14 protein-coding genes and 1 tRNA gene are annotated in these 21004 nt (G+C 27.0%); 12 read left to right on the top strand and 3 right to left on the bottom strand.

The annotated features are described in order from the left end of the window. Positions 1–24: 24 nt before the first annotated feature. The 9 genes from EGD97_RS08790 (at position 25) to polC (ending at position 13254) form a co-directional block, all read left to right on the top strand. Entirely contained in the window at positions 25–1062 is a 1038-nt protein-coding gene (locus EGD97_RS08790; RefSeq protein WP_127837072.1) for a DUF5305 family protein, read from the top strand. Between the two features lie 206 nt (positions 1063–1268). Then, entirely contained in the window at positions 1269–1586 is a 318-nt protein-coding gene (locus EGD97_RS08785; RefSeq protein WP_078683112.1) for a MazG-like family protein, read from the top strand. A 9-nt stretch (positions 1587–1595) separates the two neighbouring features. Further along, positions 1596–2597, top strand: a complete 1002-nt coding sequence (locus tag EGD97_RS08780; protein ID WP_127837071.1) for a DUF2232 domain-containing protein — start codon at positions 1596–1598, stop codon at positions 2595–2597. 106 nt (positions 2598–2703) lie between these two features. Then, entirely contained in the window at positions 2704–4695 is a 1992-nt protein-coding gene (locus EGD97_RS08775; RefSeq protein ID WP_127837070.1) for a DHH family phosphoesterase, read from the top strand. Then, positions 4695–5141, top strand: coding sequence for a 50S ribosomal protein L9 (gene rplI / locus EGD97_RS08770; RefSeq protein WP_127837069.1), 447 nt, complete (start codon positions 4695–4697; stop codon positions 5139–5141). The genes EGD97_RS08775 and rplI overlap by 1 nt, the downstream gene beginning before the upstream one ends. 59 nt (positions 5142–5200) lie before the next feature. Then, a complete protein-coding gene (lonC, locus tag EGD97_RS08765; RefSeq protein WP_127837068.1) occupies positions 5201–7090 on the top strand; it encodes a Lon family ATP-dependent protease in 1890 nt (629 codons plus the stop codon). Positions 7091–7117: 27 nt separating this feature from the next. Continuing rightward, positions 7118–8449: a replicative DNA helicase gene (locus EGD97_RS08760; RefSeq protein WP_127837067.1), complete on the top strand. Its 1332-nt coding sequence runs from the start codon at positions 7118–7120 to the stop codon at positions 8447–8449. A 206-nt stretch (positions 8450–8655) separates the two neighbouring features. Further along, positions 8656–8731, top strand: a tRNA-Thr gene (locus EGD97_RS08755). 170 nt (positions 8732–8901) lie between these two features. Beyond that, positions 8902–13254 carry a DNA polymerase III subunit alpha gene (gene polC, locus EGD97_RS08750; protein ID WP_127837066.1) on the top strand — a complete coding sequence of 1451 codons (4353 nt, stop codon included), beginning with the start codon at positions 8902–8904 and terminating at the stop codon, positions 13252–13254. Between the two features lie 115 nt (positions 13255–13369). Here polC and asnB read toward each other — a convergent pair whose 3' ends face one another. Both asnB and EGD97_RS08740 read right to left on the bottom strand, forming a co-directional pair. Next, positions 13370–15205: an asparagine synthase (glutamine-hydrolyzing) gene (asnB, locus tag EGD97_RS08745; RefSeq protein ID WP_078683105.1), complete on the bottom strand. Its 1836-nt coding sequence runs from the start codon at positions 15203–15205 to the stop codon at positions 13370–13372. 115 nt (positions 15206–15320) lie between these two features. Beyond that, on the bottom strand, positions 15321–15932 hold the full coding sequence (locus EGD97_RS08740; protein WP_078683104.1) for a uracil-DNA glycosylase: 612 nt from the start codon (positions 15930–15932) through the stop codon (positions 15321–15323). Positions 15933–16043: 111 nt separating this feature from the next. Here EGD97_RS08740 and EGD97_RS08735 point away from each other — a divergent pair, with 111 nt between their 5' ends. Then, positions 16044–16910, top strand: a complete 867-nt coding sequence (locus EGD97_RS08735) for a DegV family protein (RefSeq protein WP_127837064.1) — start codon at positions 16044–16046, stop codon at positions 16908–16910. A 222-nt stretch (positions 16911–17132) separates the two neighbouring features. On the opposite strand, the gene cls is transcribed toward EGD97_RS08735, so the two are convergent. Further along, positions 17133–18569, bottom strand: coding sequence for a cardiolipin synthase (gene cls / locus EGD97_RS08730; protein ID WP_078683102.1), 1437 nt, complete (start codon positions 18567–18569; stop codon positions 17133–17135). A 182-nt stretch (positions 18570–18751) separates the two neighbouring features. Here cls and EGD97_RS08725 point away from each other — a divergent pair, with 182 nt between their 5' ends. Together EGD97_RS08725 and EGD97_RS08720 are read left to right on the top strand one after the other, a co-directional pair. After that, a complete protein-coding gene (locus EGD97_RS08725) occupies positions 18752–20038 on the top strand; it encodes a helix-turn-helix domain-containing protein (protein WP_127837063.1) in 1287 nt (428 codons plus the stop codon). 12 nt (positions 20039–20050) lie between these two features. After that, entirely contained in the window at positions 20051–20764 is a 714-nt protein-coding gene (locus EGD97_RS08720) for a Crp/Fnr family transcriptional regulator (RefSeq protein ID WP_127837062.1), read from the top strand. The last annotated feature ends 240 nt before the right edge of the window (positions 20765–21004 follow it).

Genomic DNA, 21004 nt, shown 5'->3' with positions numbered 1-21004 from the left:
ATTAGGAGTTAAAGTATTATATTTATGAATAAAGTTAATTTAGATAAAAATAATAGAAAAATATTATTATTTATTTGTGTTTTTGTTTTTATGTTTGGATTCTTATTTTTATTAAAAACTTTGACTAATGACAAATATGAAAATAAAAAAGAAGAAGTGTTATCTTACAATAATAAAGCTTTAATAAATTATAAAGTTAATCTTATTCCAAATTCTATATATGAAGAAAAAAGTCTTGGAGAGGGTAAAATATATATAACAGATTATGTAGATAGTATAGATACATTACTTAATTATAAATTTAATTGCAAAGATAATATAGAAAAAATATTTGTAGATTATGAAGTAAATGCAGTTATAGAAGGATTTATTGGAAATAAAAAAGATAGTAAAGAGATTTGGAGTAAAAAGTTTAATTTGCAGCCTAAAACAGAGTTAGTACTAAATAAAAATGAATTTCAAAAGGATATATTAATTGATATAAAAAATTATAATTCTATAGTTCGGGATATGGTAAAAAAGGTGAATACTAATTTTAGTAATAAACTTATAGTTACATGGAATATTAATGTTAAAGGGAAAAGCAGCAAAGGAGAATTTTTTGAAAAATTATCTCCAACTATGGAAATACCTCTTGGAGAAAGTTATTTTGAGGTTAAAGGAGATCTTCTTCAAGATAAGAATGGAAGTATAGATAATATAAAGAAAGTAATATCAGATAGATATATTAAAGGTATTATTATTTCTAGTTTTATTATTATAATTTCTATATTTGCCTTTTTCTATATTTTATTATTTACAGAAGAATTAGAAAATAATAAAGAAACATCTATAAGAAAAATAAATAAAATACTTAAAAATTATGAAGATATGTTAGTAGCACTTAAAGATGAACCTTTGGAAGGAAATGAAACTATTATAAAAGTTTTAGATATGAATGGTTTAATAAAAATAGCAGATGATTTAGATAAACCTATTTTTTACAAATATTTCATAAATATAAATGATATAAAATATTTTTGTGTAATAGATAACAAAAAAGCTTATGTTTATCAGGTTTAACAGACGGTAGGAAATTTTTCCTGCCGTTTGTTAAATAAATTAAAATATATGGATTATATTTGCTTTTAATTAAATGGTTGCATAAAAGTCTAAAAATAACTAAAATAGATATATAGGCGTAATATTTTATAAATTTTATTATATTGGAATTTTTATAATGTGTAAACATTTTTTTATATAGATAAAAGGAAGCCGGGGGTATAAACATGAAAAAAGATGATTTTAATATAATGTCTAATATAAAAATAATAGAGCAGCTTAAGGCAGAACTTATTTGCATAATTGGAGATTTTTTTAAACTTCTAACAAAGGGAAGCAACGTAGCACATGATGCTATATTAGATTGTATTTCTGGAGCAATAATAGTATTATATATACTTGCAGAAAGATTAGGATATTCTTTTACAGCTGTAGATGAAAGTATGAAGAAAAAACTTAAATTAGGAATAGTTGAAGAAGATAATATAGAAAAGCAGGGGAAGGATTTAAGCAGGCTTTATACACATATAAAAGAAAGAAATTAGGAGATAGATATGGAAAACAAAAAATATAATACTAAATCATTAGTTGAATCAGGATTAATTTCAGGTATAATTATAATACTTATGTTTATTACAGCTTATGTACCTTTTGTTAGTTTTGTAGGTACCATACTTTTGCCTATACCTGTTGCAGTTTTATATATGAGGCATAATATAAAAGCTGTTTTAATTTCTATAGTAGTAAGTACTATAATTACAGCTATGTTTTTTAATCCAATACAGGCACTTATTTCTTCAGTTTCATTTTCTATTATAGGAATTACTTTAGGATATTTATTTAAAAAAGATAAAAATTCTACTACTATAATAGCTTATATGACTGCAGCATCTCTTTTAGTAACTATTATAACTACAATTTTAACTATAGTTTTAATTCAAAAGATGAGTTTTACTGAATTTTTTATTAAAACTGCTAATGAATTAAAAGAAACTATTAATTTATCTATAAATATGCTTAAAAAAACTTATGAAAGTATGGGCATCACTCAAGAGCAGCTTGATCAAGTTGAGATGATATTTAATAATATAACTCCAGAATTTTTAATGGATACATTAGGCGGAGGAATTATATTTTTATCTTTTATTTCAGGTATGTTAAATTATTCTGTCGCTAAACTTGTTTTACAAAAGCTTGGATATAAAATTAAAAAAATGGTTTCATTTACTGAAATATATATTAACAGCTGGGGAGGACTTATACTTACTATTCCAGTTATAGCAGGAATGATATTACAAAAATCAGGTATATCTTTTGGAAGACCTATATTTACTTCAGGTTTATATTTACTTTATTATGTTTTTCTTATGATAGGTATTTCTGTAGCTATGTATTTCCTGAGAAATAGATATAATCTACAAAAAGGAATAATAATATTTTTAATTATTATTACAGCATTAAATCCTGCCTTTTCAATAATATATATTGGCCTCGGTTTTATTGATATGCTAGTAGATTTTAGGCATTTAAATCCAGAAAAAATCCTAAAAAAATAATTAAATAGATGTTAAATGGGATGCTATAAATTTTATTTATTGCAGAGTAATTTTAAATTAATATATTTTGTAGCAGCCCCTAAGAGAAATCATTTAGGAGGCAATAATGGATAATAAATATAATTATTTTAATTCTAATAATAGAATTTATATGATTTTAATAGCTTTATCTATTATAATAATGTTTGCATATGAACATTTTTTTATAGGTATTGCTGCTTTGGGTGTATATGGGGTACTTTTAATTTATAATATAAAAAAGTCAAGGCTTAAAAAGGGAGAATGGCAGAAATTTATTGAGGATTTTTCTTCTCAATTAGATATAGCTACAAGAAGTACATTAATTAAATTGCCTTTTCCTCTTATAATGGCAGATAAAAATGGAAAAGTTGTTTGGTATAATCAAAGTGCCTCTTCTATGCTTGAAGGGGAAACTATGCTTGGAAGGAATATAATAGATTTAGTAAGTGATTTTAATATTAAACAGATTTTAGATGGTGAAAAAAATGAATTTAAAAATATAAATTTAAAAAACAAATATTATAATATGTATTCAACAATTATAAATACTTCTGAAAATAACAGCAAAGAAGACAATATTGTTCTTTTATATTTTTATGATGTTACAGAAAAAGTAAATATGCAAAAAAATATACAAGATAATAAAATTTCAGTATTAATTATAGAAGTTGATAATTTAGATGAAGTTATTAAATCTACAGAAGAAGATAAAAAACCTCTTCTTTTAGCAGAAATTGAAAGGGCTTTAAATAATTATGGACAGAGTTTAAATTCTGTATTTAAGAAATATTCTAATAGTCAATATATATTTGTAACACAAGATAAGTTTGTTAAAGAAGAAATGGAGAAAAAATTTGATATACTAGATAACATAAGAGAGATAAATAAAGGTAATAGTTTTACTGTAACTTTAAGCATAGGAGTAGGAAGAGGAGGAGAAACACCTCTTGAAAATTATAATTTTGCACAATCTGCACTAGAGCTTGCTCTTGGCAGAGGAGGAGACCAAGTTGTAGTTAAAAATGGAGAAAAGCTTTCTTTCTATGGAGGAAAAACAAAAGAAGTTGAAAAAAGAACTAAAGTTAGGGCGAGAGTAATAGCCCATGCTTTATTAGATCTTATAAATGGCAGCAGTAATGTTTTTGTTATGGGACATAAAAATCCTGATACAGATTGTTTAGGAGCTGCTATAGGAATAAATAGTGTAGTAAGACTTTTAGGAAAACAATGCTTTATAATACTCGAAGGAAGAGGCAATGCAGTTAAAGGAATGTTTGAAAAGTTTGAAAAAAATCCAGATTATAGTAATACTTTTATAAATGTAGAAACTGCTAAACAAAATTTAGATGAAAATAGTTTGCTTATAATTGTAGATGTTCATAATAAAGGATATGTTGAAAATGATAATTTTCCAAAAGAATTTAAAAAAATAGTTATTATAGATCATCATAGAAGACTTGCAGATATTATTGAGGGGGCTATTCTTACCTATATAGAAACTTATGCTTCTTCAACTTCTGAGCTTATTACAGAAATGCTTCCTTATATGATTCCTAATTCTAAAATAAAACCAATTGAAGCAGAAGCCTTACTTGCAGGAATATGTGTAGATACAAAGAATTTTTATTTTAAAACGGGAGTAAGAACTTTTGAAGCTGCAGGATTTTTAAGAAAATTAGGAGCAGATACTATAGATATTAAAAAAATGTTTATGGAAAATTTGGATACTTATATCAAAAAATCTGAAATTATTAAGTCTGCAGAGGTAAAAAATGGCATAGCTATAGCCAAATGTCCTCCAGATATAGAAGATACTGTACTTGCTGCACAAGCAGCTGATGAATTGCTAAATATTACAGGTATTCAAGCCTCATTTGTTTTTGTTAAAATAGATGATGAAGTATTTATAAGCGGCAGATCCTTAAGTGATATCAATGTACAGGTAATTCTAGAAGCTTTAGGTGGAGGAGGACATATGAATATAGCTGGTGCTAAGCTTAAAGGTGTATCTTTAGATGATGCAATTTTAAAGCTTAAAGATGAAATTGATAAATACTTAAGGGAAGGTGATGTTTAATGAAAGTTATATTATTAAGTGATGTTAAAGGAGTAGGAAAGAAAGGTGATGTTATAAACGCTGCTGATGGGTATGCAAGAAATTATCTTTTTCCTAGAAAACTTGCACAAGAAGCTACAGCTGCTAATATGAATATTTTAAATCAAAAGAAGGAAGCAGAAAGAAGAAAAAAACTTGCTGAAACAGAGGCAGCACAAAAACTTGCTGATACTCTTAAAGGAAAAGAAGTTAAAATAACAGCTAAATCAGGAGAAAATGGAAGATTATTTGGTTCTATAACAAGTAAAGATATTGCAGAAGCTTTAAATTCTCAATATAAGTTAGATATAGATAAAAAGAAGATAGTTGTAGAAACTATAAGAAGTCTTGGAGTATATGAAGCTGAAATAAAGCTTTATCCGGAGATATCTACTAAAATTAAGGTTGTTGTATCTGAGCAAAAATAAAACTAAATTGTATAAGAAACTAGTTTTATTTATGTCTTAATTTTTAAGGGGGAAATCCAGTGAAATCACAATTTACAATTGATACTAGTTTCAATGATGAAAATACACAAAATATAACTATTGAATCTCAAGTTGATGTTTTGTTTCAAATTATAAAAAATATACTAAATGAAGGAGTAATACAAGCTAGAATTACTAAGTATAAGCTTCAAAAATATATTCATAGTGGAGATGTATACAAAAGAATTTATGCTTTAAATAAAATAATTAGTGATGGAAAAGGTATAGACACTGTTCCAAATGAAAATAATTTACACGAAGCACTTAAAGATACAAATAAATGGATTGGTGAGGCTGTTGCAAAAAGACATGTCCAAAGCGAAATAGAAAAAGAAGTAGAAAAAGCTTTATTAGAAAAGCAGGATAAGTATATAGATGAGGTTAGGTTAAGTATAATTAAAAAACAAAAAGGTCCTGAAAATGCAAAGACATTAAAAAAATATGCAGACCTTGAAGTTTTAGATAGCAAAAAACTTACAAAGAATATTCAATCTCTTTTAAGACCAGATTCTTTTGATGAAATTATAGGACAAGAAAGGGCTATTAAATCTCTTTTATCAAAAATATCTTCCCCTTATCCACAGCATATTATTTTATATGGACCTCCAGGAGTTGGAAAGACTACTGCAGCAAGACTTGCTCTTGAAGAGGTAAAAAAGCTTAAACATACTCCTTTTAAAGAAGATGCTAAATTTATAGAAGTAGATGGAACAACTTTAAGGTGGGATCCTAGAGAAATAACAAATCCTCTTTTAGGTTCTGTGCATGATCCTATTTATCAAGGTTCAAAAAGAGATTTAGCAGAAATAGGTGTACCAGAGCCTAAATTAGGACTTGTTACAGAAGCCCATGGAGGAGTTTTATTTATAGATGAAATAGGAGAGCTTGATGAAATACTTCAAAATAAGCTTTTAAAGGTATTAGAAGATAAGAGGGTTGAGTTTTCATCTTCTTACTATGACCCAGATGATGAAAATACTCCTAGATATGTAAAATACTTATTTGAAAATGGTGCTCCAGCAGATTTTGTACTTATTGGGGCAACCACAAGAGATCCAAGTGAGATTAATCCAGCTTTACGTTCAAGATGTACTGAAGTTTATTTTGAACCTTTATCTTCAAAAGATATTGAAAAAATAGTAGAAAATGCAGCTAAAAAGCTTTCAATAGAGCTTGAAGATGGTGTATCTAAAATGATAAGTATGTACACTATAGAAGGGAGAAAAGCTGTAAATATATTAGCTGATGCATACGGTTATGTTTTATACAATAAAGGAAATGAAAATATAAAAATAGGTATAAAAGATTTAGAAGAAATTATATCTATATCTAGACTTACACCTTATGAAGAATTAACTTCTTTAGATGGAAAAGAAGTAGGTCATGTATACGGATTAGGGGTAAGTGGTTATATAGGATCTACCATAGAGATAGAAGCAGCTGTTTTTAAAGCAAAAGACATTGGTAATGGTCAGGTTCGCTTTAATGATACTGCAGGAAGCATGGCGAAAGATTCTGTATTTAATGCTGCATCTGTTATAAGAAAGTTAACAGATAAAGATATTAAAGATTATGATATACATGTAAATGTAGTAGGCGGAGGGAATATAGATGGCCCTTCTGCAGGAGCTGCTATAACCATTTGTATTATAAGTGCTCTTTTAAATAAGCCTTTAAGACAAGATGTTGCAATTACTGGAGAAATATCTTTAAGGGGTAAAATTAAGCCTGTTGGAGGAATTTTTGAGAAAATTTATGGTGCAAGAAGAAAAGGAATTAAGCTTGTTATTGTACCAAAGGATAATTTAAAAGAAGTTCCATCTGGACTTACAGATATAGAAGTAAAGGCTGTAGATTCAATAGAAGAATTAATGGATTTAATGTTTTAAATATATAGGAACTAAGGAGGTAAATATATGGAGACACCTCTTAGAAGTCTTCCTCACAATATTGAAGCTGAACAGTGGGTTTTAGGTTCTATGCTAAAAGAAAAAACTTCCATAGCACAAGCTGTGGAAGTTTTAAAAAGTGAGGATTTTTATAGAGACGCACATAAGATATTGTTTGACACAATGGTTGAGCTTTTTCAAAAGGATATTCCAGTAGATATGGTAACTTTAGCAAATGAGCTCACTGCAAAACAAAAGCTTGAGGCAGTTGGAGGAATTACCTACATAACGGAGGTTTATTCTACAGCTATATCAACAGCTAATGTAGCCTCATATATAAAAATAGTTTATGATAAATCTATACTTAGAAAGCTTATAAGAGCGTCAAATGAAATAATTGAAAATAGTTATAACAAGCAGGACAATGTAGAAGGAGTTTTAGATTCTGCAGAGCAGAAAATATTTAATATAGCAGATAAAAGAAATATAGCAGATTTTGAGCCTATGCATGTTGTTTTGGAAAGAGGCTTTTTAGAGATAGAGAGACTTTATAATAATAAGGGAGAGATAACAGGAATTCCTTCTGGATTTAAAGATCTTGATGCAAAAACATCAGGATTTCAAAAGGGTGATATGGTTCTTATTGCTGCAAGACCTTCTATGGGTAAAACAACTTTTGCTCTTAATTTAGCTCAGTATGCTGCTTTAAGAGCAGGAAAAAGTGTGGCAATATTTTCTCTTGAAATGTCAAAAGAACAGCTTGCATATAAGCTTCTTTGTGCAGAAGCAAATGTAGATATGCTAAAACTTAGAACAGGTAATCTAGATGATAGAGATTGGGAAAATATAGCTAAAGCTTCAGGACCTTTAGCAGCAGCTAAGATATTTATAGATGATACTGCTGGCATTTCTGTTATGGAAATGCGTTCAAAATGCAGAAGATTAAAACTTGAACATGGTATAGATATGATACTTATAGATTATCTTCAGCTTATGAGTGGTAGTAATTCAGAAAGCAGGCAGCAGGAAGTTTCAGAAATTTCAAGATCTATAAAAGCTTTAGCAAAGGAAATGCAGTGCCCAGTAATAGCACTTTCACAGCTTTCTCGTGCTCCAGAGCAAAGAGCAGATCACAGACCAATGCTTTCAGATCTTAGAGAATCAGGTTCTATAGAGCAGGATGCTGACCTTGTTATGTTTCTTTATAGAGATGAATATTATAATAAAGAAACAGAGGAAAAAAATGTAGCAGAATGTATAATAGCAAAGCAGAGAAATGGTCCAACTGGAACTGTTAAGCTTGCTTGGCTTGGTCAATACAGTAAATTTGGAAATCTTGATGTAGTTCATGAGATATAAATTAATTTTAATAAAGGGCTGCTTTAAATATATTAAAGGAATCTAAATAATTATAAATATTATTTTTAAAAGCAGCTCTTTATATTAAAATGCTTTCTATATATTTAAAATTTAATAAATTTTAATTTAAAGCTATTTTTAACAATTTAAATATTGTTGATTATTTTTACAATAGGTAGTAAAATTGTAATGTGCAAATTTAATATGCTTCTGTAGCTCAGATGGTAGAGCAACTGATTCGTAATCAGTAGGTCGTGGGTTCAAGTCCCATCGGAAGCTCCAGTGAAAAATTAAGAGATTGAGTACTCAATCTCTTTTTTAATGTTAAAAATATAATTATTTAAAGTATTTATTTTATAAAATTATATTTATTTTTTTACATGACAAAGTATAACCTATCTTATATAATAATAACATGCTAAAAATTTTTGGGAGAAGGTTAAAGAATAACAATGAAAAGAATAAATGAAATTTTTAGTGATTATAATATGAGCGGAAATATATCTGCTGCTCTTGTAGAAGCAGTAGTATTAAAGAAAAAAACTAAATGTTTAGAGCTAAAAATAAGTTCAGATAAATATATTGGAGTAAGAGAATTTGAATATTTTAATAAATTTATAAAAGAAAGATTTGCACTAGAAGATTCTAAAATATCTGTAAAATATACCGATGGAACTGATAAAAAACCTCTAGAGGAAGAACTTAAAAATATTTTATCATTTATTTCAAATAAATATCCTGCATTAAAAGCAGTATTAACTAATAGTGAGTATGAGATAAATAATAATACTATAAATTTTAACTTTAAAATTGCGGTGTCTAATTTTTTAAAATCTATGAAGTATGATAAAAAAATTAAAGAAATTATAAAGAATTTGTATGGAGCAGAGTATAAAATAAATTTTATTGATAAAATAAGCAACGAAGAATTATTAAAAATGGAAGAAATAAAAAGAGCAAATGAGATGATGATTATTCAAAAAGAAATTAAATCATCAAACAATAATGTTATTAAATTATCTGAAAAAACTGCAGAGATAAAGAATGAATCAAAAATGGAAGAGAATATAAAAAAAGGAGATTCATCTTTAATATTAGGAAGAAGTGCAAATATTAAAGAACCTATAATAAAAATTACAGATATTACACCAGATGAAGGAAGGATAGCTATAGAAGGTGAAATATCAAATATAGAAACAAAAGAATTAAAAAGCGGGAAGACATTGGTTTCTTTTGATTTATATGATGGTTCAAGTTCTATGACATGTAAGGCTTTTTTAAAGCCTGGTGAAGAAGATGATGTACTATCAAGACTTAAAAAAGCTAAAGGTGTTAGGCTTTGCGGGAATTCAGGGTATAGTAAGTTTTCAGGAGAAATAGAACTTATTGCTAATACTATAGTAGAAACAGAAGGAATTAAAAGAATTAAAAGAATGGATAATGCAGAAGTTAAGAGAGTAGAGCTTCATATGCATACCCAAATGAGCCAAATGGATGCTATGACTAGTGCAACTGATTTAATTAAAAGAGCTATGAGTTGGGGTATGAAGTCTATTGCTATAACAGATCATGGAGTTGTGCAGGCTTTTCCAGAAGCACATAAATTATTAGGAAGAGATAATCCTGATATGAAGGTTATATATGGAGTGGAAGCATATTTAGCGCCAGATAAAAAGCCATCTGTAACAAACTCAAAAGGTCAAAGTATTGACACAACTTACTGTGTATTGGATTTAGAGACTACTGGATTTTCACCTGTAACTGAAAAAATTACTGAAATAGGAATTATGAAGTTAAAAGATGGAAAAGTAATAGATAAATTCAGCTGCTTTGTAAACCCTGAGAAACCTATTCCTCAAAGGGTTGTAGAAGTTACCAATATAACTTATGATATGGTAAAAGATGCAGAAACTATAGATAAGGTATTTCCAAAAATATTGGATTTTATTAATGGAAGTGTTTTAGTAGCTCATAATGCTGAATTTGATATTGGATTTTTAAAACATAATGCAAAAGAGTTAGGATATGATTTTGATTTTACATATATAGATACATTATCTTTAGCAAAGGAAATTTTTCCTGACTTTAAAACTTATAAATTAGGTAAAATTGCTAAAAATCTTGGTATAAAAGTTGAAGTTGCTCACAGAGCATTAGATGATGTAGATACTACAGTTAAAGTATTCGATATAATGATTAAAAAGCTCAAAGAAAAAGGAGTAAAAACTCTTGATGATATAGATACATATGGTTATGACGATGAAGCTAAAAAAGAAGAATATAAAAAATTAAAAACATATCATGCTATAATATTAGCAAAAAATTATGTGGGTTTAAAAAATTTATATAAGCTTGTGTCTTATTCTCATTTAGATTATTTTTACAAAAAACCTCGTATATTAAAAAGTTTGTATAAAAAATATTCAGAAGGATTAATTCTTGGAAGTGCCTGCAGTGAAGGGGAATTGTATCAGGCAATACTTCTTGGGAAATCTGATGAAGAAATTGAAACTATTGCACATGATTATGATTACTTAGAAATTCAACCTATAGGTAATAATGATTATTTAGTAAGGACAGAGCAGGTACCTGATAGAGAATATTTAAAAGAAATTAATAAAAAAATTGTGGCACTTGGAGAAAAATTAAATAAACCTGTAGTTGCAACTTGTGATGTTCATTTTATGGATCCTGAAGATGAGATATATAGGCGTATACTAGAAGCAGGACAGGGATTTAAAGATGCAGATAATCAAGCTCCTTTATATTTAAGAACTACAGAGGAAATGCTTGAGGAGTTTTCTTATTTAGGGGAAGAAAAGGCATATGAAGTTGTTGTTACAAACACAAATAAGATAGCTGATATGTGTGAGAAGATAAGTCCTATTTCTCCAGAGAAATGCCCTCCTCATATTGAAGGTTGTGAACAAACAATTAAAGATATTGCTTATAAAAAAGCTCATGAACTTTATGGAGATCCTCTGCCTGATATTGTTCAGCAAAGACTTGATAAAGAGCTTGACTCTATTATAAAAAATGGTTTTTCAGTAATGTATATAATAGCCCAAAAATTAGTGTGGAAATCAAATGAAGATGGCTATTTAGTAGGTTCTAGAGGTTCTGTCGGTTCTTCTGTTGTAGCATATATGACAGGTATAACTGAGGTTAATGCTCTGCCGCCGCATTATAGGTGTCCTAAGTGTAAATATTCGGATTTTACTGATTATGGTTTTAAGATTGGATTTGACCTACCAGATAAGACTTGTCCTGTTTGTGGAGAGGTGCTTACTAAAGACGGTATAGATATTCCTTTTGAAACATTTTTAGGTTTTAATGGAGATAAGGAACCAGATATAGACTTAAATTTTTCTGGAGAATATCAAGCTAAAGCACATAAGTATACAGAAGTTATATTTGGGAAAGGTACAACATTTAAAGCAGGAACTATAGGAACTATAGCAGAAAAAACAGCTTTTGGATATGTAAAAAAGTATTTTGAAGAAAGGAATATACATGTTAATAAAGCAGAAATTACAAGAATTGCAAAGGGATGCACAGGTATAAAAAGGACCACAGGACAGCATCCAGGTGGAATTATAGTAGTTCCTAAAGGACGTGAAATATTTGAGTTTTGTCCAGTACAGCATCCTGCTGATGATCCTAATTCTGATATTATAACAACGCATTTTGATTATCACTCAATTGACCAAAATTTATTAAAGCTTGATATATTAGGCCATGATGATCCTACAGTTATAAAAATGCTTCAAGATATAACAGGAGTTGATCCTAAAGATATACCTATGGATGATAAAGAGACAATGTCTATATTTTCATCTACAGAAGCTTTAGGAGTAACACCTGAGCAAATAAATTCTAAAGTAGGTACTTTTGGTATTCCTGAATTTGGTACTAAATTTGTAAGAGGAATGCTTTTAGATACAATGCCAAAAACTTTTTCGGATTTAATATGTATATCAGGACTTTCTCATGGTACTGATGTATGGCTTGGTAATGCTAAAGATTTAATAGATTCAGGAACAGTAACTTTAAGTGAAGCGGTATGTACTAGAGATGATATTATGATTTATCTTATTAAAAAGGGATTGCCTCCAAACACTGCTTTTAAAATAATGGAAACAGTGCGTAAGGGTAAAGCTTTAAAGGATCCTAAATGGCCAGAATATGAAGCTTTAATGAAGGAACATGATGTACCTCAATGGTATATAGATTCTTGCAGAAAGATAAAATATATGTTTCCTAAAGCTCATGCAGCAGCTTATGTAATGATGGCGTTTAGAATAGCTTGGTTTAAGGTGCACATACCAAAAGCTTATTATGCAGCTTATTTTTCTATAAGAGCAAAGGCTTTTGATGCAGAATTTATGATATTTGGTAAAGAAAAAGTTAAAGAAAAAATGAAAGAAATAGAAATGATGGGCAATCAAGCATCACCTAAAGATAAAGATATGTATGATGATTTAGAATTAGTTTTAGAAATGTATGAAAGAGGTATTAAATTTTTGCCAATTGATTTATATAAATCCCATGCTACAAAATTTTTAGTTGAAGATGAGGGATTAAGACCTCCTATAAATAGTATATCTGGTATGGGAAATGTTGCAGCAGAAAGTATATATAATACAATTGAGCAATCAATTAAAGAAGAAAAACCTATAAGTTCAATAGAAGATTTGAAAAAACGTGCCAAAATAGGAAATTCTGCAATAGATCTACTTAAAAAATTTGGCTGTTTAAAACATCTTCCAGAAAGTAATCAATTAAGTTTTTTTGATATGATTTAATAATTATTTATATTAAATACATTTATAAAAGGGCTGTAGCAAAATTTTAATTAGTTTATCAAAAGCTAATTAAAATTTATCTGCAACAGTCCTTTATTTATAAAATTAAATATTTTTATAGAATTTCAATATGAAATTCACTAAACCATTTATCAACTTGTATAATATAAGCAAGAATTTGAGGAGCTGTCATAAGCTGTCCATACCATGGTGATGTAATTTTTGCAGGATTGTTTATAATATTTTCAATAGTATCCCAATTTAAAATTTGTGATACTATTGAATTTTTATTATTACGTATATTTATTACACTTTCACTAACCAACTTAAAATAAACTGGATTATGAGTTTTAGGATAAGGACTTTTTTTTCGCCATAGAATTTCATCTGGAAGTAATCCTCTCATTGCCTCTCTAACAATACCTTTTTCTCTTCCTTTAAAAGATTTTATTTCCCAAGGAATATTGTATGCATATTCTACAATGCGATGATCACAAAATGGTACTCTCACTTCAAGTCCATTATACATACTCATACGATCTTTTCTGTCTAATAATGTCTGCATAAACCAGTTAATATTAAGCATAAACATTTGTCGCATTCTTTTATTTAAATTACTATCATTTGGTAATACATCAGTTTCATTTATAGTGTCTATATATTTTTGTTTAACATAATATTCTCCATTTTGTAAAAAACCATTTTTTAAAATTCCTTGTCTAATATCTAAAGATCTTGACCATGGAAAAGTATCTTCAAATAATATATCCTTATTGTGATACCATGGATAACCACCAAATATTTCGTCTGCACATTCACCAGAAACGGCTACAGTAAAATCTTTTTTTATTTCTCTGCAAAATAATAACAAAGAAGAATCTATATCTGCCATTCCAGGTAAGTCTCTAGCTATTAAAGCTTCATCTAAATGTTCTGCAAGTTCTGCATTTTCAAGTAAAACTTCATGATGATTTGATTTAATTTCATCTACCATTATTTTAATATAATCTTTATCTGAATTAGGCTGAAAAATATTTTTGGAAAAATATTTTTGATTATCTTTATAATCAACTGAGTAAGTATTAAGGGGTCCTTTGTTATTTTTGGCATATTCATCTGCTGCTAATTTTGATATAATGCTGGAATCAAGGCCTCCTGATAAAAAGCAACATAATGGAACATCTGAAATTAATTGGTTTTTTACAGAATCTATTATTAAAAACCTTACTTTTTCTATAGTATTTTTCACATTATCAGTATGTTCTTTGGCTTTTATATACCAATATTTTTGAATTTTAAGACCATTTTTATCAAAAAATCCATATTCAGCCGGTTTTAATTCATAAATGTTTTTTATAACTCCATTGCCTGATGTTCTTCCAGGACCTAAAAGAAAAATTTCACTTAATCCTTCTTTATCAATTATTGGTTTAATTAATGGATTTGTAAGTAATGTTTTAATTTCAGATGCGAATATAAATCCTTCATTATAATGATAAAAAAATAAAGGTTTAACTCCCATTCTATCTCGAGCAATAAAAAGTTTTTGTTCTTTATTATTCCATATTGCAAAAGCATAAATACCGTTTAATCTTTCAAGGCATAGTTCTCCCCACTCTATAAATGCTGTAAGTAAAACTTCTGTATCGGAATGGCCTTTAAAACTATATCCACAATTTAATAGATCTTTCCTAAGCTCTTCAGTATTGTAAAGTTCACCATTGTATACAAGAGTATATTCTATATTACCATTTTTTATAATCATAGGTTGAATTCCATTTTCAGGATCAATAACAATTAGTCTTCTATGAATAAGACATATATTTTCTTTTAAATAAATACCTCCTGCATCTGGTCCTCGGTTAACTAAGGTATTACTCATATTGTTTATTATATTTTTTCTTTCTTTTAAATTTTTATTAAAATCTATCCATCCTGCTATTCCGCACATAAATAAACCTCCGTTTTCAAAAAAATAAAGGCATCACCGTTTATGTGACGCCTTTGTCAATAGTATTATATGCTAGCATATTAAAAATAGTTCATATAATTTAAAAAAATAAATATTAAAATATTTTATTTTTTTGTGTTTCTAATACTTTTTTTAATTTCACCCAATCTTCATAGTAGGCTTTATTAAATTCTTCTGTTTTGTTATATGTTAAAGCAGAAGGATGATACATAGGAAATATATATCTTTTTAAGTCTTCATTAAAATAAAGATTTCCATGACATTCTCCAATACTTTTAAAAGAAGTGAGCCTTTTTAAAGGTACATTTCCAAGAGTTATTATAATTTTTGGATTTACTAAAGAAATTTCAGCATCTAAAATTTCTTTAAAAAGAGATATTTCCTTAATCTTTGGAGTTCTATTGCTTATAGTTACTTTACCATTTTTACCTTCTTTAATTGTTATGGGTCTGAAAAAGCATGTATTTGTTATTCTTACTTTATTTCTTGTTAAACCTATAATATTTAAATATTTTTCGAAAGTTTTTCCCGCTAAACCTACAAAAGGTTTACCTTGTTCAACTTCTGTTTTACCTGGTGCTTCACCAACAAATAAAATATCACAAGGTACAGGACCATCACCAGTTATATATCCTCCTGTAGGTTCTTCTTTATAATTTTCAGAAATTTCTTTTATTTTATTTTCTATACTTTTTAAATCTTCCATTTCATTCACATCCATAAAAGAGTTTTTTATTATTTTATCATATATTATAATATTTTTTCTAATATATAGTATAATTATGTTAAAAATAAAATTAAAAAAGGGGAATAAAAAATGGAAACAGTATTAATTATAGATTGCTGCTGCGATCTTCCTATAGAATATGTTGAAAAAAATAATGTAGAGCTTCTTAGTCTGACTGTAAATATTAATGGAAAGGAATATAAAGATAATTTAGGGAAAAGCCTTTCTTATAAAGATTTCTACTTAGCAGTTAGAAATGGAGCTATGCCTTCTACATCTCAAATTAATGTTTTTGATTTTGAAAAAGAGTTTAGAAAACATGTATCTTTAGGGAAAGCTATAATATATATTGCATTTTCATCAGCCTTAAGTGGTACATATAATAGTGCTTGTATAGCAAAAGAAAATATTTTAGAAGAATATAAAGATGCAGATATAACAATTATAGACAGTAGATGTGCTTCCCTTGGAGAAGGATTATTAGATTATTATGCTATAGAAATGCTTAAAAATGGTGCTTCTAAAGAAGAAATAGTTAATTGGGTTGAAGAAAATAAACTTAAAGTAAATCACTGGTTTACGGTAGATGATTTAAATCATCTTAAAAGAGGAGGGAGAGTTTCAGGAACTGCAGCTGCTATAGGTACTATTTTAGATATTAAGCCAATTATGCATGTAGATGATGAAGGAAAACTTATTCCTGTTACAAAAGTAAAAGGAAGGAAAAAATCAATAAAAACTTTAGCTGAAGAATTAAACAAAAGAATAATAAATCCAGAAGAACAAATTATATTTATAAGTCATGGAGACTGCATAGAAGATGCTAAATTTTTAGAAAAACTTATATTAGAAAAACATAAAGTTAAAGATGTAATAATTAACAATATAGGACCTATTATAGGAAGTCATGCAGGTCCAGGGACTATAGCAGTATTTTTTATTGGAGAAAAGAGATAAAATAATAAAAGGAATAAAGCTAATTATTTAATTAATAAATATAAAGCTTTGTTCCTTTTTATTAAATATTCATATGTTGCTAAATTAGTGTTTAAAGGGGATTTAAGTGTACTTTATTTTTTTATTAAATATTCATATGTTTTATAGATAATTGTTATGATGAATTTATAGATAAATTAGATTTTTTTGAAATTGTTTAATAAAATTTATTGATATATTTATTTACAGTAGAGAAGAGAAAACTCTTGCAATGGCTTCAAAAATTTTATTTAATTTAGATGTGCCATCAAAATCTTCTATAGTTACTTCTCTGCTTTTTTCAAGATCTTTAAAAAATTGTTCTTCAAGTTCTAATGTTTTATAATCATCATATATGACAGCGTTTATTTCGTAATTCAATTCATAACTTCTAATATCCATATTTGCAGTTCCAATAGTTGATATTTTTCCGTCGATAGTCATTACTTTTGAATGTATAAAAGAATCACTACTATAAAAGTATATTTTAGCTCCGCATTTAATAAGTTCTGCAAGATAAGTTCTTGAAGCATAATATACTAAAATATGATCATATCTTCCAGGGAACAGTATTTTTATATCTATACCTCCAAGTGCTGCTATTTTTAATGCTTCCATAAGGCTTTCTGGAGGAACAAAATAAGGTGTTATTATATATATATTTTTTTTAGCTATAGATACCATTTTCAATATTCCTTGTAAAATTGCAGGATATTCAGAATCTGGTCCGCTTTTAACAAGCTGCATTATTTGATTTTTAGCTTTTAAAGGTTCAGGAAAATATTTCGAAAGCTCTTCTTTGCTTGCAAAATAATTGCCATATATACGTTTTATAGTAAAATAATCATCAAGAAAAACTCCTTGAAGACCAAGAACAAAATCTCCTTTTACCATTATATGAGTATCTCTCCAGTAACCAAGTTTCCCTTTACCTAAATATTCATCTCCAATGTTTATGCCTCCTATAAAACCAATCTGACCATCTATTACAACAATTTTTCTATGATTTCTATAATTAATTTGAGTATTTATAGCTCTTAAAAGAGGAGCAAGAAAATATGAGTATTGTATTACGTCTACTCCAGCATCTCTAAGTTCTTTTATATCATTCTTTTTCATTTTTATAGATCCAACTCTATCTATAATAAATTTAATATTTACGCCTTCATGTGCTTTTTCAATTAATAGATTTTTTATTTCAGTTCCTATTTTATCACTTTTTACAATATAATATTCAAGATGAATGTGGTGTTTAGCTTTTTTAATTTCATTTTTTAATGCATTAAATTTTTCCTCTCCATCTTTAAAAATTGTTATATCATTATCTATAAAAAGTGGTGAATAGCTATTTTTACCTAAAAGCTCTATAAGAGGGATGTATTCAGGATTTTCTACTTTATTAATTACTCTATATATAAGATCTTTGACATAAGGTGAAAAATCTTCTGTAAGCTTATGTCTTTTCCAATTTCTTCCCAGAAAAATGTAAAAAATAAGACCAAAAGGAGGTAAAAGCACAAAAACTAAAAGCCAAGCAATAGTTTTTTCTGGACGCTTTCTTTCTAATATTATTATTAAAACTGAAATCACAGCATTTAAAATAAATAACCATACTGGTAGACTTATAAAATGAAGTATCATAAATTTTACTCCTCTTTATTATATTTTATAAACAGTTATTAACAATTAATAAATAAAATATACCATAATACTTGCAATTAAATGTTAAATATATGAAAATTAATATATAAATATAATAACATAAAAAGATATAATATTTTAAAAAGTATTATATCTTTTTAATTTTAAGGGGGCAATTTACTATGTTTTTTTTAACTACAGGAGAGAAAGTTAAAAATTTAAGAAAAAAATTAGGTATGAGACAACAAGAATTAGAAGATAAAAATATGAGTAGAGCTTTTATAAGTATGGTCGAAAATGGGAAAAGAGGATTAGGAAAAGAAAATGCAAGATCCATAGCAGAAAAATTAAATAATAAAGCATCTAAATTAGGCTTTAATTTAAATATAAATGAAGAATATCTTTTAAGAACTCCAAAAGAAGATGCAGAATTTTACTGTAGTGAAAAATTAAACAATAATCCTACCATTGATGAAATCGATGTAATATTAAAAATAGCTAATGATTATAATTTAATTAAAATTAAAGCAGAAAGTTATAAAATTTTAGGTGATTATGCTTTTGAAATAAATGATTATAAAAAAGCCCTTATTAAATATATGATTTCAATTGATTTATATAAAGATATAGGAGATTATAGTTTACTTCCTTACTTGTATAATAAAATTGGTGTTTGTAAACTTAATTTATTAGAAAATACAATGAATGATTTATTATATAGAGAGGCTATTTTCTCATTTAAGAGAGCTAATTATTATGCTGAAAATTTAAATGATTTAGAATCTGAAAAATACTCATTATATAATATAGCTAAAATATACAAAATATTAAATGAATGGGAGAAAGCATTAGAGTTTATTGAAAAGTATTCTATTTTATGCTCTAAAAATAATGATAAAAAGGGATGTATTGATGCTGCTATTTTAAAAGCAAGTTGTTATAGCAAAAAAGGGAATAAAGAAAAAGCTATATCTTTATATGAAGAATTAATAAAAAATTTAACAAATGATGAGGAAATTTTATGGGTTATATATAATAATCTTGGAATAATTTATACACAAGAAAATAACTTTGACAAAGGTAAAGAATTTTTTAATAAAGCTGAAAACATTGTTAAGGGGAAAAATATTAAAAAATTAGCTGAAACTTTTATAGAAAAATCTGTGATTTATATTAAACAAATGTTATATGAAGATGCTTTATATTTTATTAAAGAAGGAATAAAATTATCATTAGAGATTAATTATATGCCTTTGGTAATTAAAGGTTATTATATGCTTATAGATATATATAGTCTACTTAATGATTTTATTAATGTGAGAAATACTTATATTAATCTTTCAAATTTAATAAAAAATAAAGAAGAGTATAAAAATGACATAATAAAAATTTATAGCAATTTAGCTTTATTATATTTAAAACGGAATGATATTGAAATGTGCAAAAAATATTTATCAATTATATCGTAAAAGGAGAATGAGATGAATCAATTAGAAGCATTTGCTTGTGAAAAATGTACTGGGAATTATTGCTCTAGGAAAGCACCTATTTTATCTATACTTGATGATACACAATTAAAAAAAGTTATAGGGAAAATTACAAGAAAAAAATATAAAAAAGGTCAGATATTATTTTTTGAAGGAGATGTTTCTGATAAATTTTATATTATAAACAAAGGTAAAGTAAAAATATTTAAATATACTAAAGAGGGGAAAGAACAAATACTTTATATACTTTCAGAAGGAGATTTCATAGGTTATTTAAGTCTTTTAAAAAAAGGAAAATTTGATTTTAATGCAGAAGCTTTAGATGATGTGAATATGTGTATTTTAACTAAAGATGCATTTGATGATATAGTTAAAAAAAATCCTGAAATAAGTCTTAAAATTTTAGAAAATCTTCATGATAGAGTTGTATCATTAGAAAATTTAGTTAAAATTTTAAGTACAAAAGATATAGAAGCTAGAATTGCAGATTTGTTAAAAGTTTTTGCACGAGAATTTGGACATGAAGAAGAAGAAGGTATAATTATAGATATGCCTTTAAGTAGAGAGGAAATGGCAAATTATATAGGAGTAACTCGTGAAACTATGAGTAGAAAATTATCAGCAATGGAAGATGAAGGAATACTAGAACTTATTGGAAATAAAAAAATTATAATAAAAGATTTAAAATCTTTGCAAAAATTGCTTTAAAATTTGATATAATAAATATATGGTATTAATACTATTCCTGGTGTGTCTATAAATGATATTAAGAGATAAAAAAAGAAATAAAGAGAAATTTAAAGATATTTGTTATAAATAAAAAATTTTTATATGCACATAAAAATTTATCATGATATTATATAAAACGTCGCTGAGATAAGTCGACAGTTAATCACTTGAAAATATAAGTTTTAAATAAAAAAACTATTGACAAGTAAAAAAATAAGT

Origin of the sequence: Clostridium prolinivorans, from assembly GCF_004011155.1 — a bacterium.
GTDB classification, from domain to species: domain Bacteria; phylum Bacillota; class Clostridia; order Clostridiales; family Clostridiaceae; genus Clostridium_AT; species Clostridium_AT prolinivorans.
This window is presented reverse-complemented; position numbering and strand designations above follow the sequence as displayed.